Raw genomic sequence first — 14,306 nt, 5'->3', positions numbered from 1 at the left:
AGGAGCATATTTACATGCTGAATAAGAAAACTGTAGAAGATCTGAAAGATTTAAAAGGAAGAAAGGTTCTTGTGCGCTGCGATTTCAACGTGCCGCTGAAGGATGGAGTGATTCAGAATTACAACCGCATCGACGGAGCGGTTCCTACGATTAAGAAGCTGCTGGACCAGGGCGCAAAGGTGATCCTTTGTTCTCATCTGGGCAAGCCCAAGGGAGAACCCCTTCCTGAGCTGTCTCTGGAGCCGGTTGCTGCTGCGCTGAAAGAGCGTTTGGGCGCAGAGGTGAAATTTGTCAATGATCCCAAGGTGACAGGCCCTGAAACACAGGCAGCCGCAGCATCTCTTGAGGGCGGAGAAGTTCTGCTGCTTCAGAACACCCGTTACAGAGTGGAAGAGACAAAATACGGCAAGGATGAAAATGCCGATGCTTATGCGAAAGAACTGGCTGCGCTGTGCGATAACGATATTTTTGTAAACGACGCATTCGGAACCGCTCACAGAGCGCACTGCTCCAATGTTGGCGTAACCAAGTACACAAAGGAAAATGTTGTGGGTTACCTGATGGAAAAGGAAATTAAATTCCTGGGCGAGGCAGTGGAGAACCCGGTTCGTCCTTTTGTGGCGATTCTGGGGGGCGCGAAAGTATCTGATAAGATCAATGTGATCAACAACCTGCTGGAAAAAGTGGATACTCTGATCATCGGCGGCGGAATGGCCTATACTTTCCTGAAAGCTCAGGGCCAGGAAGTGGGAAATTCCCTTCTGGAAGCTGATAAACTGGACTATGCGCTGGAAATGGTGGAGAAAGCAAAGGCAAAGGGCGTAAACCTGCTGCTTCCTGTTGACCATGTGGTAGGCAGAGAGTTTTCCAATGATACGGAGAGAAAGGTTGTAGATACTATTGAAGCCGGCTGGTCCGGATTTGATATTGGGCCTAAGACTATTGAAAATTATAAGAAGGCTCTGGAAGGCGCGAAGACAGTAGTGTGGAACGGGCCTATGGGCGTGTTTGAATTTGAAAACTTCGCAGAGGGCACTCTGGAAGTATGCCGCGCAGTGGCAGAGCTGACAGACGCCACCACAGTGATCGGCGGCGGAGACTCCGTAAATGCTGTAAAGAGACTGGGCTTTGCTGACAAAATGACCCATATCTCCACCGGCGGCGGCGCTTCTCTGGAGTTCCTGGAAGGCAAAGAGCTTCCCGGCGTTGCGGCAGCAGATAACAAATAATAGAAGTCAGGAGAACTGAAAAATGCGTAAGAAGATTATCGCAGGCAACTGGAAGATGAATATGACCCCTTCCGAAGCAGTTGCGCTGGTAAATGAATTAAAGCCCCTGGTGGCTTGCGAGGATGCGGACGTGGTGTTCTGCGTGCCCGCTATTGATATTATTCCCGCTGTGGAGGCTGCAAAAGGCAGCAATATTGAAATCGGCGCGGAAAATATGTATTTTGAGGAGAAGGGCGCTTATACCGGCGAGATTTCCCCCAACATGCTGGTGGATGCAGGCGTAAAATATGTGATCATCGGTCATTCCGAGAGAAGAGAGTATTTTGCTGAAACAGATGAGACAGTAAATAAAAAAGTGCTGAAAGCCTTTGAGCACAACATGATTCCGATTATCTGCTGCGGAGAATCCCTGAAACAGCGGGAGCAGGGTATTACCATTGACTGGATTCGCCAGCAGATCAAAATCGCGTTCCTGAACGTGACTGCTGATCAGGCAAAAACAGCTGTGATCGCTTACGAGCCTATCTGGGCGATCGGCACAGGCAAGGTTGCTACCACAGAGCAGGCCCAGGAAGTATGCGCGGCCATCCGCTGCTGCATCGGTGAAATTTACGATGAAGCCACTGCCGAAGCGATCCGTATCCAGTACGGCGGCAGCGTGAGCGCCTCCAGCGCTCCCGAGCTGTTCTCCCAGCCGGATATCGACGGAGGCCTGGTGGGCGGCGCTTCTCTGAAGCCCGATTTCGGTAAGATTGTAAACTGGCATTGAGAGTTTCAGTAATTCGGATTGTGAGAATCTGATTGATCAGCCGCAGTTTGCCGCATGGCAGAGGTTTGCGGTTCAACAGTGAATAAAGAGAGGGGGAGCGTGCGCCGCGCGCTCCTTTTTTCAGAAATCAGGAGGAAGCATGAGTAAAAAACCTACAGTATTGATGATTTTAGACGGATACGGGCTGAATTCCAGAAAAGACGGAAACGCAGTGGCTCTGGCCAAGACGCCGGTTATGGATCAGCTGATGAGGGAATATCCTTTTGTGGAAGGAAATGCCAGCGGAATGGCTGTGGGCCTGCCGGAGGGCCAGATGGGCAATTCCGAAGTGGGCCACCTGAATATGGGCGCCGGACGCATTGTGTATCAGGAACTGACAAGAATCACGAAATCCATTCAGGACGGGGATTTTTTCACAAATGAGGAACTGCTGGCAGCGGTGGAGAATTGTAAGAAAAACGGCGCTGCGCTGCATCTGATGGGGCTGCTTTCCGACGGCGGCGTCCACAGCCATAACACGCATCTGTACGCGCTGCTGGAGCTGGCAAAAAAGAACGGTTTGGAAAAAGTGTTTGTACACTGCTTCCTGGATGGCCGCGATACGCCGCCTTCTTCCGCAAAAGAATACGCGGAGCAGCTGCAGGCTGAAATGGACAGAATCGGCACGGGCCGTATCGCTTCTGTGGCAGGCCGCTATTACGCTATGGACAGGGATAATAATTTTGACCGCACCAGGAAGGCTTATGACGCGCTGACAAAAGGCGAGGGGAATACTGCCGCCAGCGGCGTGGATGCGATCCAGGCTTCTTATGATGACGGGAAGACAGATGAATTTGTGGCGCCCACCGTTGTGATGGAAAATGGCAAGGCAATCGGCACCATTCAGGACGGCGATTCCGTGATATTCTTTAATTTCCGTCCGGATCGGGCAAGACAGATCACCAGAGCTTTCTGCGACGATGATTTTAAAGGATTCGAGAGAAACCGTCTGAACTTGACTTTTGTCTGCTTCACCGATTATGATCCAACGATCCCGAATAAAACAGTGGCCTTCAAAAAGGTTTCCATTACGAATACTTTTGGCGAGTTTCTGGCGGCAAATGGCCTGAAACAGGCCAGAATCGCTGAAACTGAAAAATATGCCCATGTTACGTTCTTCTTCAATGGCGGTGTGGAGGTTCCTAATGACGGAGAAGACCGTATCCTTGTGAAGTCTCCAAAGGTTGCGACTTATGATATGAAGCCTGAAATGAGCGCCTATGAAGTCTGCGATAAGCTGGTAGAGGCGATTAAATCTGATAAATATGATGTGATTATTATCAACTTCGCGAATCCTGATATGGTAGGCCATACCGGAGTACTGGAAGCTGCCGAGGCTGCTGTGGAGGCAGTGGACGCCTGCGTAGGCAGGACTGTAGAGGCGCTGAAAGAAGTGGATGGCCAGATGTTCCTCTGCGCAGATCACGGAAACGCGGAGCAGTTGGTGGATGCGGAAACAGGCGCGCCTTTTACCGCCCATACCACCAATCCGGTGCCTTTTATCCTGATCAATGCAGACCCTGCTTACCGTCTGCGGGAAGGCGGATGCCTGGCGGACATCGCTCCGACGCTGATCGAATTGATGGGGATGGAGCAGCCCCGGGAAATGACAGGAAAGTCCCTGCTGGTGAAATAAGCTGCCGGCTTTGCCTGTAATAGATCTTGACGAATGAATGAGGGTGAACCGACCTCCAAAAGTCAGATGAAAAATCTGACGATTGGTAGGCCGGTTCTTTCATTTCACGGGAAAGGTTCCTATGAAATAAAACTGTTTCGCGGAGGTGAATTGCGGCGGTTTTGAATTTTATTTGCAAAAGAAAGTTCTGATGGTTTGTTCAATAAATGTGAAATATTTCCATCAGGGTTGACTTCAATTAGCAATTATGGGATAATGTAAGGGTTATAAAGTGGCCGTTCATGGGATTTGGACGGGGATTACATCAGAGGCAGGAGTGGGTTATGAGACACAATAGGAGACGGAACCGCTGGAAGGCACTGACCCTTGCGCTGACGGTAGCATTGACGGGCTGCCTGACCGGGCTGTCGCTGAAAGCAGATAATTATACGCCGGATGAAGCCTACCGGCAGTCCCTGCGGGCGCAGGGGTTTCCGGAGGATTATCTGAAACCGCTGGATCAGCTGCATCAGAAGCATCCCAACTGGGTGTTTCAGTCAGTGGTGACCGGAATTGACTGGAAGACATTTATTGATAATGAAGATATGGGTACAAAGAGCCTGATCAGCAACAGTGACAAGCAGGCCGTATCCTCCTGGAAATCTTTGGCGGACGGCGCTTACAACTGGGAGACCAGCCAGTGGACCGTGTATGACGGGACCGGCTGGGTGAGAGCTTCCAGAGAGCTGGTAGAGTACTACGCAGACCCCAGGAACCAGTTTGGTGAGAAAGAAATTTTCCAGTTCCTTTCCAACGCCTATCATCCTGAGAGCCAAAATGAAGAGGGGCTGCAGCGCGCGCTGCGCAATACTTTTATGGCCAGCTCGAATAAGCTGGTTTCAGATTCCGCGGGCAATACATATACCTATGTGGAAGCAATTATGGATGCGGCTGAATATGCCGGCCTGAGTCCATATGCGATTGGAACGAAAATTCGTTTGGAGCAGGGGGTTAACGGAAATTCGGGAAGTATTTCCGGGAATTTTGTGGGAATTAAAGGCAGTTACGCCGGTCTTTATAATTATTTTAACCATGGCGCATATAATGCAAACGGTTTGGGGGCCATTGAAAACGGCCTGATCTATGCAAGAGGGGATACTATTACAAATGCGCAGCTGCGCCAGAATATGAGGATTCCCTGGACCAACCAGTATGATTCGATTCTGGGCGGCGCTTATAAATACGCTGACTATACCAGATATGGACAGGATACCAATTATTTTGAAAAATTCAACGTGGTTTATGACGGAGGGTATGGGCTGTTTTATCATCAGTACTTTACTCATATTCGCGGCGCCAATTCTCTGGGAATCGCTCAGTCAGCCTCTTATGAGGGGATGGACGATATCAAACTGGTGTTCCGGATACCTGTCTATCTGAATATGCCGTCAGCCCCCTGTCCCATGCCTACAAGGGACGGCAGTCCTAACTACAAACTGGCGGATCTGTCTGTAAACGGATATTCTCTAACGCCCACATTTAATACAGATACCTTGACGTACAGCATAATTGTGGACGAGAATGTGAGCGAGGTGACGGTCAGCGCCAGGGCTTATGACGCGGCCCACGCTTCGATCAGCGGGACGGGTACAATCAGCCTGAAGCATGGACAGAATGAAGTGCCTGTGACGGTTACTGCGGGGAATGGGACGAAGAGAACGTATACGCTGCTGATTGCCAGACGGGGAAGTGATCCTGAACCAGTGCCAAAGCCTGAATTTAAGTTGCCTGATTATGCAGTAATCAGTGGGCAGACAGGGTATTTACATGGGATTGAGCCAGGAACCATGGCGCAGAGTTTCCTGGATGGAATGACATTGAAAAATTGTAATGCGGAGATTCATAAGGCCGATGGAAGTATAAATACCGGGCGTATTGGAACAGGCAACCAAATAGTAATAATGAATAGTAGTGGTGAGTCAGTAGCTAAATATCAGGTTGTAGTGTATGGTGATGTGAATGGTGATGGTAAAATAACTGCTGCAGACTTAGGGCTTGTACAGAGACATGTATTGCATATACAGATGCAAGAAGAAGTATATTTTGTAGCAACGGATGTTAATCGTGATCAGAGAATTACTGCAGCAGATATGTACTATGTTCAGCAACATATATTGCACAATGTAGTTATTCCACAGGGAGAATAGAAATAATGAAGAAAAAAAATTTACTATTACTTAGTGCGTTTGTAATATGCTTCCTTTTTACAATTTTTCTGGGAGAAAAGGATGCATATGCGGCTGGAACAGTTAGCGTTTCTCCATCTTCAACATCAGTTACGGTAGGTCAAGAGATTGTTATAAGAGTATCATTAGCTGATTCTACCACTCTCTGGAATGGAAATTTGCAGGTTGGGAATATAGGGCTATTAGATTATAAAGAAACTTCATTGGGAGATTCTGTAAACAGTGATAGTTTAGAAGGAAATGTCGTTTATTTCGTAACAAATAAGCAGTATTGGGACATACATTTTATTGCAAAGCAAGAAGGTGAAGTGACTTTTTCCTTTGTGGGAGGCGATTTTACTTTACCAGATTATACTAATATGGAGATTGACGGAGGACCATCTTGTTCCGTAAGAATAAGTGCCACTCCTACGCAACCTCCTTTATCTTCTGATAGTTTGTTAACTGGATTGGATATTGGAGTCGGATCTTTGGCTCCAGCTTTTTCGCCAAATGTCTACTCATACAATGTTAATTTGCCAAATTTTCAGACGTCTCTATCAGTTACGCCTAAGATACCTCAGGGAGCATCTTATACTATTTCTGGAAATGCGTCAATGCATGAAGGGCAAAATACAATACAGATAGTTGTTCTTTCGGAGGACAAACAAAATAAGAGTACATATACGATTACTGTAAACAACCCTTCCCCTCCCACAGAAGCTCCCACCGAGGGAACCACAGCGGAGCCGGACTCCACGGAAGCAACTTCTCAGGAAGAATCCACCTCTGAAACTGAATCAGTAACACAGTCCGGGACATCCTCAGAAGGCGAATCCACGACAGAAGAGCCGAAAGGGCTGGTGGCTTTTGAAAAGAATGGAAAGGTCTATACAGTAGCGGAGAATTTTAACCAGCCGCTGCCGGACGGTTTCAGCGAGACTTTTTATGCGTATCACGATAAACAGGTAAAGATCGGGCAGTCATCCGGCGGCGTGATCCTGATGTTTGTGATGGATGAGAGCGGCGCCGGAGATTTTTATGTGTATAACGAGCAGACGAAGCAGTTCACTCCTTACGTTTCATTGACCACTGCCATACAGACCTTTATCTGGGATGCGAAACCGGATTCGGTAAAAGTGCCTTCCGGATTTGCTGAAACTCAGATCACAGTTGGAGGAAAACAGGTAACTGCCTGGAAAAACCAAAATGGTTCACTTTTGGTATATGTGACCACATTGGACGGGAAATCGGGGCTTTACCGTTTTGACCAGGACAGCACCAGCTTTTTCCCTTATGTGCCTGACAGTGTTTCCGGAGATGACGGCGGTGTGCCGAAAGAAGCATATGAGTCCATGGAAGCCCAGTACAATCAGGAACATTCCAAGAGCATTAAAGTTTACATTTTTTTGATTATTTTAATTGTCCTCCTGCTGGCGGCGATTATCTGTCTGGTAGTGCTGTATAACAAGCACAAAGGCGGGAACGGCCCTGACGGCGGATATGACGACGGCCCGTACGATGATTATGATGACGGCTACAGCGATGAATATTATGATGATGAATACGCTCAGGACGAGGGGATTCAGGACGATTATGCGGGAGAGGAAGAGGGCATTTTATCAGATATGGCTTCTGACGGCCAGTCTGCTGATGAAGGAACAGGATCAGGGAGACCGTCTGATATTTCCCAGGAAAAAAGATATGCGGCCCAGCCTTCCGTAAAACGGGACGCGGCTTTTGGTGATACAGAAGAAATTGATTTGGAATCATTGTCCCGGGCTTTGAGCAGCAATATTGACTTGGGAGAACAGCCTGCGCCTGAATCTGATAAAAAATCAGCTTCCGGTGATGATTTTGAATTCATGGATGTTTGAGAAAGGCGAAAGATACCATGAAAAATAAGATAGGGAAACTGATTGCCGCCGGAGCGGCGGTTCTGCTTCTGAGCCTGCTATGGAAGCCCTGGGATGGATTTGCAGAGCCGGATCTTCCTTCGCAGTCAGGCAGTGCTGTACAGGAAACAGAAACCGGCAGCAGAGAGCCGGAGACAAAACCTGCCCTCAGACTGGAAAGCCTGGTTCTGGAGCCGGTTTCAGTGGAATTTGATCCTGAAATCTACTTCTATGGAATTGTGGTTCCGGAGGATACGGAGAAAGTCCTGGTAAAGGCAACCGCCCAGGAGGGAATTACTTATACTGTCAGCGGGAATGATAACCTGCAGATGGGTGAGAACAGAATTTCCATCCGGCTGGTATCTGAAGACGGAGATGCTGCGGAATACACGGTAATGGTGGTCAGAGGGGAAGCTGTTCCGGCCGGTACGGAGACTGAGATAAATACTGCTGCTACCACAGAGATTGCGGCGAATACTTCCGCCATGGCGCCGCCGGAGAAAGAAGGAGGAGGCTGGTTGAATACATTCTGGTCGTTTGTAACAGGCAGCCGTCTGGTTGCCCTGGTGCTTGGAATTCTTGTTCTCGCCGTGATTCTGCTGATTACGGTTATTGTGCTGCTGTTTCGCGGGGGCGTTAAAAAGGCCCGGAAACAGGAAGAGGAAAAGCAGGAAGATCAGGAACGGAAAGACCGGCTTGAGGCCAGAATCGCAGCCCGAAAACAGCCGAAGCTGCCGGATGATCTGGAGTTTGAAGAAGAATTTGAGGAAGAATTTGAGGATTTAGCAGACCTGCCAAAGGAAGAGGACTATCCTTCGGCTGAACAGAAGAATTCTGAACAGGACGATGATTTTGATTTTATGGATTTGTAGAGGATAAAACACAGAATAGACAGGAGGATAAAACAGCGGCGCCCGGACAGGAAGTCAGGGGCTGCTGTTTTATTGTCATTTCATAGGAAACTGCGTTCCCTATGAAACAAAGCCCTCCGGGGGATGCGCACTGCGCGCAAAGGAAATACGGCCGCTGAAGCGGCTGCGCTCCGGCGCGCGAGTCCGGCGTGCGGACTCTTTATTTTTGCATAGGAAACTGCGTTCCCTATGAAACAAAACCCTCCGGGGAATCGCACTGCGGCGTAAGGAATTACTTCGTTAAAGCGACACGCCGCAGGCGGAGAATCCCGTGAGCGGGATTCTTTTTTAAAAAAACACTTTGGGGAGAAACTGGTTTACGGAAAATTGTGGAACAGTTATTAAAAAAAAATGAAATCAACGTATTTGTATTGAAAAACTGAGCTTCTGTGATAGAATGTGTATAACAGGGAATTACAAAAAATACAGGCGGGTGATAAGCTATGATTGTAAAAATTGATTTTAACAGTGATGAAGCGATATATTTGCAGCTGCGAAATCAGATCATTGTAGGAATTGCTACGGAGCAGATTAAGGAAGGGGATTCCCTGCCTTCTGTGCGGCAGTTGGCAGAAAATATCGGGATCAACATGCATACAGTAAATAAGGCCTATTCTGTGCTGCGGCAGGAAGGCTTTGTCCAGGTGGACAGGAGACGGGGGGCATTTATCAGCCTGAATGCTGATAAATATGAGGCCATCCGGGAGCTGCAGGAGGAGCTGCAGGTTTTAATTGCAAAATCAATCTGCAAAAATATTTCCTGTGAAGAAATTCACCAGCTCATCGACCAGCTTTATCAGAGTTTTTTGGGGTGCGGGAGCTAAAATAAAGAGTCCGGCTCGCCGGACTCTCGCGCCGAAGCGCGGTCGCTTTCGCGGCCATATTTCCTTAGCGCGCAGTGCGCATCCCACGGAGGGAGTTGCATAGGGAACGCAGTTGCCTATGCAGGAACAGGAATAGGTTGGATGGAGGATAAATCATGCTATGTGAAAGATGTGGGAAGAGAGAGGCTACGATTGTGCTGACAGAAGTGGCCGGCGGCATAAAGACAGAGCATAAGCTCTGCAGCCAGTGCGCTTCCGAGCTGGAACTGGGTCAGCTGTTTGAGTCGGAATTTCCCTTTGGAAAGCTTCTGAGCGGTATTTTGGGTTTGACAGGATCAGCTGAGGGGCAGACGGAGGAAGCCATGGAACAGGTGGTCTGTCCGACTTGCGGAACCAGCTACGGAGAATTTGTGCGTGGCAGCCAGTTTGGATGCGCGGACTGCTACAATACCTTTGGGGTGCTGATGCAGAACAATATTAAAAAATTACAGGGAAACGACGCGCATGTGGGGAAACATCCCAGATGCCAGGAGAATCCGGGCAGAGATTTTGTTACCGGAAACGAGTCGGGGGAGACGGACCCGGCGGAGCGGCTGAGGATTCTGAAATCCAAACTTCAGGAAGCTCTGAATACAGAAAACTATGAAGACGCGGCCAGATATCGGGATGAAATACGGGCGCTGAAGAAAGGAAACGGCCAGGATGCAGAAATGGTATGAGACAGAGGGAAGAAGTCAGGAAACTGTAGTGGCCAGCCGCGTGCGGCTGCTGCGTAACCTGAAGGATTATTTATTTCCGGTGAAGCTGCCGGAAGAGGAAAAGAAGAAGCTCACTGATCAGCTGCATAGCCAGCTGCAGGGGATTTCTACTGTAACAGGCCTTTCCTTTCACAACGCTTCTTTTCAGAAATTTGACCAGAACCAGAAGGAAGCTCTGCGGGAGCGCCATGTAATCAACCGTTCTGCCGCACAGAAAGACGGCGCGGTGGGGCTGATGCTTTCAGAAGATGAATCAGTAAGCCTGGTATTCAATGCAGACGATCATATCCGCCTGCAGGTATCCTCCAGCGGTTTGAATCTGGAAGGAGCCTGGAGCAGGGCTGACCGGATAGATGATTTTATTAATGAGCGGTTTGCCTATGGATTTGACCAGCGGTTTGGGTATATGACTACCTACCCCTCTAATCTGGGAACCGGGATGAGAGCATACCTGATCCTGCATCTTCCGATGCTGGCGGCTACGGGACGGATGCAGACTCTGGCAGGGGAAGTGGGAAGATTTGGCGTGGCTCTGAAAGACGCATACACAGAGGACGGAGAGAATCTGGGGGATCTTTATGTGGCCTATAATCAGAAAACCCTGGGGCAGTCAGAAGATGATATTGCTGCCGTGCTCACCAAGCTGGGAGGCCAAATCGCTTTTCAGGAAAAAAAGCTGCGCAGGCATGCCGCGCAGAATCATCATCTGGAGAGGCAGGATGCAATTTATAAAGCTTACGGCAGTTTGAAATATGCCAGAATATTGACTCTGAAAGACGCCATGCAGGCGCTGTCTGTACTGCGCCTGGGGGCCTGTGAAAAGCTGGTGCCCATGGAGGATTTTAACAGGCTGTATAAACTGATGATGGATGTGCAGCCTTACAATTTACAGATTCATTATCAAAAGCCCCTGAAGGGGATTGAGTTAGATCAGGCGCGCGCGGAATATCTGCGGGAAAATCTGCCTGAATTATAAAGGAGGAAAAAATGGACCGGTTTACCAAAAGTGCAAAACAGGCAATTGGATGTGCCGTTGAAACAGCCAAGGAACTGGGGCTGAGCTATGTAGGGACAGAACATCTGCTGCTGGGCCTCCTGGAAGAGGGAGAGGGCGTGGCGGCCAGGGAACTGGAAAACCACGGCGTGGAAGAAGAGCGGCTGATTGAGCTGATACAGAATCTGGTGGACGCCGGGCAGGAAAGCGTCAGCGTACTGGAACCGGGAGGATATACCCCCCGGGCCAAGATGGCGCTGGAGAACAGCTATCGGGAGGCGGTACGGATGAAATCCGTGCTCATTGGGACAGAGCATATCCTGATCGCCATGCTGAAGGACCCTGAGTGCGCGGCGACCAAGCTTCTGAATACCATGGGAGTGAATATCCGCCGGCTTTATGCGGATCTTTATATAGCCTCCGGCCAGGAACCGTCTTCTTACCGGGAGGAAGCCCCCGGAGGGAAAGGAAAATCTTCCGGAAGCACCACGCCTACGCTGGACCAGTTCGGAAGAGATCTGACAGAATACGCTAAAGAAGGAAGGCTGGACCCCGTGATCGGACGGACCCAGGAGATTGCCCGGGTAGTTCAGATTCTAAGCCGGAGGACCAAGAATAACCCCTGCCTGATCGGAGAACCAGGGGTGGGCAAGACTGCCATTGCGGAAGGGCTTGCCAGTCAGATCATCACAGGAAACGTGCCGGATACCATCAGGGGGAAACGGGTGGTTACGCTGGATTTGTCCGGCATGGTGGCCGGCTCCAAGTACCGGGGCGAGTTTGAGGAACGGATCAAAAATGTAATCAATGAAGTGCGTTCCGACGGAAATGTGCTGCTGTTCATTGATGAGATTCATACCATCATCGGCGCGGGCGGAGCAGAAGGGGCCATGGATGCGTCCAATATCCTGAAGCCTTCCCTGTCCAGAGGGGAGATTCAGATTATCGGGGCCACAACCATAGACGAATATAGAAAGCATATAGAAAAAGACGCAGCTCTGGAACGGAGATTCCAGCCGGTAATGGTGGAAGAGCCTTCCCAGGAGGAAACAGTGGCGATCCTGAAGGGGCTGCGCGGGGCTTATGAAGCCCATCATAAAGTGAAAATCACAGACCAGGCCCTGGAAGCCGCTGTGAAATTATCCTCCCGGTATATCAATGACAGGTTCCTGCCGGATAAGGCCATTGACCTGATTGACGAGGCTTCTTCTAAAGTGCGCCTGAAGGTGCTGGTGGCTCCGAAAGAGATTCAGGAGCTGGAAGGAGAAATCGAGCAGCTGAATGCGGAAAAGGTGGAGGCCATCAAAGCGGAAGCTTACGAAAAGGCGGGAGAGATTAAAAAGCTTCAGCAGGAAAAACGGGAGAAAATTGAAGAAATCAACACCAGATGGGAAGAAGAGAAGAATTCCTCCTGCCCGGTGGTGGGAGAAGAAGAAATCGCTGACATCGTCTCTTCCTGGACTAAAATTCCGGTGCGCACCCTGGAAGAGGGAGAGGCGGAACGCCTGAAACGTTTGGAAACCATTCTGCATCAGCGGGTGGTAGGCCAGGAAGAAGCCGTTACCGCAGTTGCTAAGGCGATCCGCCGGGGACGGGTGGGCTTAAAAGATCCCAAGCGCCCTATTGGTTCTTTCTTATTCCTGGGCCCCACAGGCGTTGGAAAGACAGAGCTGTCCAAAGCGCTGGCGGAGGCAATGTTCGGCACGGAGAACGCGATGATCCGTGTGGACATGTCCGAATATATGGAAAAACACAGCGTGAGCAAACTCATCGGTTCTCCTCCGGGATACGTGGGCTACGAAGAAGGCGGCCAGCTCAGTGAGAAGGTGCGCAGAAATCCATATTCAGTCATTTTGTTTGATGAAGTGGAAAAGGCCCATCCCGATGTGTTCAACATCCTTCTTCAGGTGCTGGACGACGGCCAGATCACAGATTCCCAGGGCCGCAGGATTGATTTCAAAAATACAGTGCTGATCATGACTTCAAACTGCGGGGCGGAGAATATCATTACGCCTAAAAAACTGGGCTTTGGGTCTCAGGAAACGGAAGACGAAAAATATAAATATATGAAAAACAGCGTGATGGAAGAAGTGAAGCGCTCTTTTAAACCTGAGTTTCTGAACAGAATAGACGAGATCATTGTGTTCCATGCTCTGGAGAAGACGCATATCCGTCAGATCGTGGAAATTATGCTGAGAGGAATTGACAGGCGCACCAGAGCTCAGATGAATATCGGGCTGGAGGTTTCGGAGGCTGTCCAGGATTATCTCATCGAAAAAGGATATGATCCAAAATATGGAGCGAGGCCCCTGCGCAGGACCATTCAGAGCTGCCTGGAGGACTCCATGGCGGAACAGGTGCTGGACGGAAAGATCAAAGAAGGGGATACCGTGAAAGCCGGCATGCGGGGAGGAAAACTTGTTTTTTCCGTGAAGCAGCAGAAAAAGACTGGTAAAATTGCTGAAAGTGTTATATAATGCTTCAAGAGGATCATGCGTTTTTGAGCAGGATTCAGGCGGTAAGGCAAAAGAAAAAGCAGGAGGATTTGACCGATGGCGGTTGTAACAGAATTGATTCGCACAGAGGAAGACGGCAGCATCAGCTTTGGAAATTACGAGCTGCCTGCCAAGGCAAAGGCAGACAACTACGAACATGAGGGGGATCTCTACAAGGTGAAAACCTGCAGGGAAATTACCAAACTGGAGCGAAACGGGATGTTTGTATACGAGTCCGTGCCGGGGACAGCTGTGACGCACTTTTCCGCGACCGGAGAGGGGATGCAGTTTGAGGTAGAAGGCGCGGAAGATGCGCAGATAACCGTGGAACTGGAAGAAGACGCGGTATACCGTGTAACGGTGGACGGCGTCAATGCCGGCAACATGGAGACGAACATGGGAGGCAAGCTGGTGGTCAGCGTGGAACTGGAACCAGGCAACGCTTCTCAGGTGGAAATTCATAAATTAGCATAACCGTAAGGCTATGCAGCGACGGGGATGCCGCGCACTGGAAGGACAGAACGGTGCGGCACCCCCTTTGTCGGTTTGTGG

At 49.6% G+C, this 14,306-nt stretch carries 11 protein-coding genes; all 11 read left to right on the top strand.

Annotated features, from left to right (window positions below):
• Positions 1–14 precede the first annotated feature (14 nt).
• A complete protein-coding gene (locus tag EV209_RS06900; RefSeq protein WP_130434456.1) occupies positions 15–1,229 on the top strand; it encodes a phosphoglycerate kinase in 1,215 nt (404 codons plus the stop codon).
• Positions 1,230–1,251: 22 nt separating this feature from the next.
• Positions 1,252–1,998 carry a triose-phosphate isomerase gene (tpiA, locus tag EV209_RS06895; RefSeq protein ID WP_130434454.1) on the top strand — a complete coding sequence of 249 codons (747 nt, stop codon included), beginning with the start codon at positions 1,252–1,254 and terminating at the stop codon, positions 1,996–1,998.
• Between the two features lie 139 nt (positions 1,999–2,137).
• Entirely contained in the window at positions 2,138–3,673 is a 1,536-nt protein-coding gene (gene gpmI / locus EV209_RS06890) for a 2,3-bisphosphoglycerate-independent phosphoglycerate mutase (protein WP_130434452.1), read from the top strand.
• 323 nt (positions 3,674–3,996) lie between these two features.
• Positions 3,997–5,859 (top strand): dockerin type I domain-containing protein, encoded by a 1,863-nt coding sequence (locus tag EV209_RS06885; RefSeq protein WP_165388847.1) that lies wholly within the window; start codon positions 3,997–3,999, stop codon positions 5,857–5,859.
• Between the two features lie 5 nt (positions 5,860–5,864).
• Positions 5,865–7,754 (top strand): cadherin-like beta sandwich domain-containing protein, encoded by a 1,890-nt coding sequence (locus tag EV209_RS06880; protein WP_130434448.1) that lies wholly within the window; start codon positions 5,865–5,867, stop codon positions 7,752–7,754.
• A 17-nt stretch (positions 7,755–7,771) separates the two neighbouring features.
• Positions 7,772–8,644: a cadherin-like beta sandwich domain-containing protein gene (locus EV209_RS06875; protein ID WP_130434446.1), complete on the top strand. Its 873-nt coding sequence runs from the start codon at positions 7,772–7,774 to the stop codon at positions 8,642–8,644.
• Between the two features lie 482 nt (positions 8,645–9,126).
• On the top strand, positions 9,127–9,507 hold the full coding sequence (locus EV209_RS06870) for a GntR family transcriptional regulator (RefSeq protein ID WP_130434444.1): 381 nt from the start codon (positions 9,127–9,129) through the stop codon (positions 9,505–9,507).
• Between the two features lie 155 nt (positions 9,508–9,662).
• Positions 9,663–10,226 carry a UvrB/UvrC motif-containing protein gene (locus EV209_RS06865; protein WP_130434442.1) on the top strand — a complete coding sequence of 188 codons (564 nt, stop codon included), beginning with the start codon at positions 9,663–9,665 and terminating at the stop codon, positions 10,224–10,226.
• Positions 10,210–11,241 carry an ATP--guanido phosphotransferase gene (locus EV209_RS06860; protein WP_130434440.1) on the top strand — a complete coding sequence of 344 codons (1,032 nt, stop codon included), beginning with the start codon at positions 10,210–10,212 and terminating at the stop codon, positions 11,239–11,241. Before EV209_RS06865 ends, EV209_RS06860 begins: the two co-directional genes overlap by 17 nt.
• 11 nt (positions 11,242–11,252) lie before the next feature.
• On the top strand, positions 11,253–13,736 hold the full coding sequence (locus EV209_RS06855; protein ID WP_130434438.1) for an ATP-dependent Clp protease ATP-binding subunit: 2,484 nt from the start codon (positions 11,253–11,255) through the stop codon (positions 13,734–13,736).
• 75 nt (positions 13,737–13,811) lie between these two features.
• Positions 13,812–14,228, top strand: a complete 417-nt coding sequence (locus tag EV209_RS06850; RefSeq protein WP_130434436.1) for an endosialidase — start codon at positions 13,812–13,814, stop codon at positions 14,226–14,228.
• Positions 14,229–14,306: the final 78 nt, after the last annotated feature.

This window comes from Cuneatibacter caecimuris (genome assembly GCF_004216775.1).
Lineage (GTDB): Bacteria > Bacillota > Clostridia > Lachnospirales > Lachnospiraceae > Cuneatibacter > Cuneatibacter caecimuris.
Note: the sequence above shows the minus strand (reverse complement) of the source record. Positions and strands in the feature narration are given on the sequence as shown.

Coding starts and splice junctions, on each gene's coding strand:
- EV209_RS06900 (WP_130434456.1), top strand. CDS start 15: ATGCTGAATAAGAAAACTGTAGAAGATCTGAAAGATTTAAAAGGAAGA.
- tpiA (WP_130434454.1), top strand. CDS start 1,252: ATGCGTAAGAAGATTATCGCAGGCAACTGGAAGATGAATATGACCCCT.
- gpmI (WP_130434452.1), top strand. CDS start 2,138: ATGAGTAAAAAACCTACAGTATTGATGATTTTAGACGGATACGGGCTG.
- EV209_RS06885 (WP_165388847.1), top strand. CDS start 3,997: ATGAGACACAATAGGAGACGGAACCGCTGGAAGGCACTGACCCTTGCG.
- EV209_RS06880 (WP_130434448.1), top strand. CDS start 5,865: ATGAAGAAAAAAAATTTACTATTACTTAGTGCGTTTGTAATATGCTTC.
- EV209_RS06875 (WP_130434446.1), top strand. CDS start 7,772: ATGAAAAATAAGATAGGGAAACTGATTGCCGCCGGAGCGGCGGTTCTG.
- EV209_RS06870 (WP_130434444.1), top strand. CDS start 9,127: ATGATTGTAAAAATTGATTTTAACAGTGATGAAGCGATATATTTGCAG.
- EV209_RS06865 (WP_130434442.1), top strand. CDS start 9,663: ATGCTATGTGAAAGATGTGGGAAGAGAGAGGCTACGATTGTGCTGACA.
- EV209_RS06860 (WP_130434440.1), top strand. CDS start 10,210: ATGCAGAAATGGTATGAGACAGAGGGAAGAAGTCAGGAAACTGTAGTG.
- EV209_RS06855 (WP_130434438.1), top strand. CDS start 11,253: ATGGACCGGTTTACCAAAAGTGCAAAACAGGCAATTGGATGTGCCGTT.
- EV209_RS06850 (WP_130434436.1), top strand. CDS start 13,812: ATGGCGGTTGTAACAGAATTGATTCGCACAGAGGAAGACGGCAGCATC.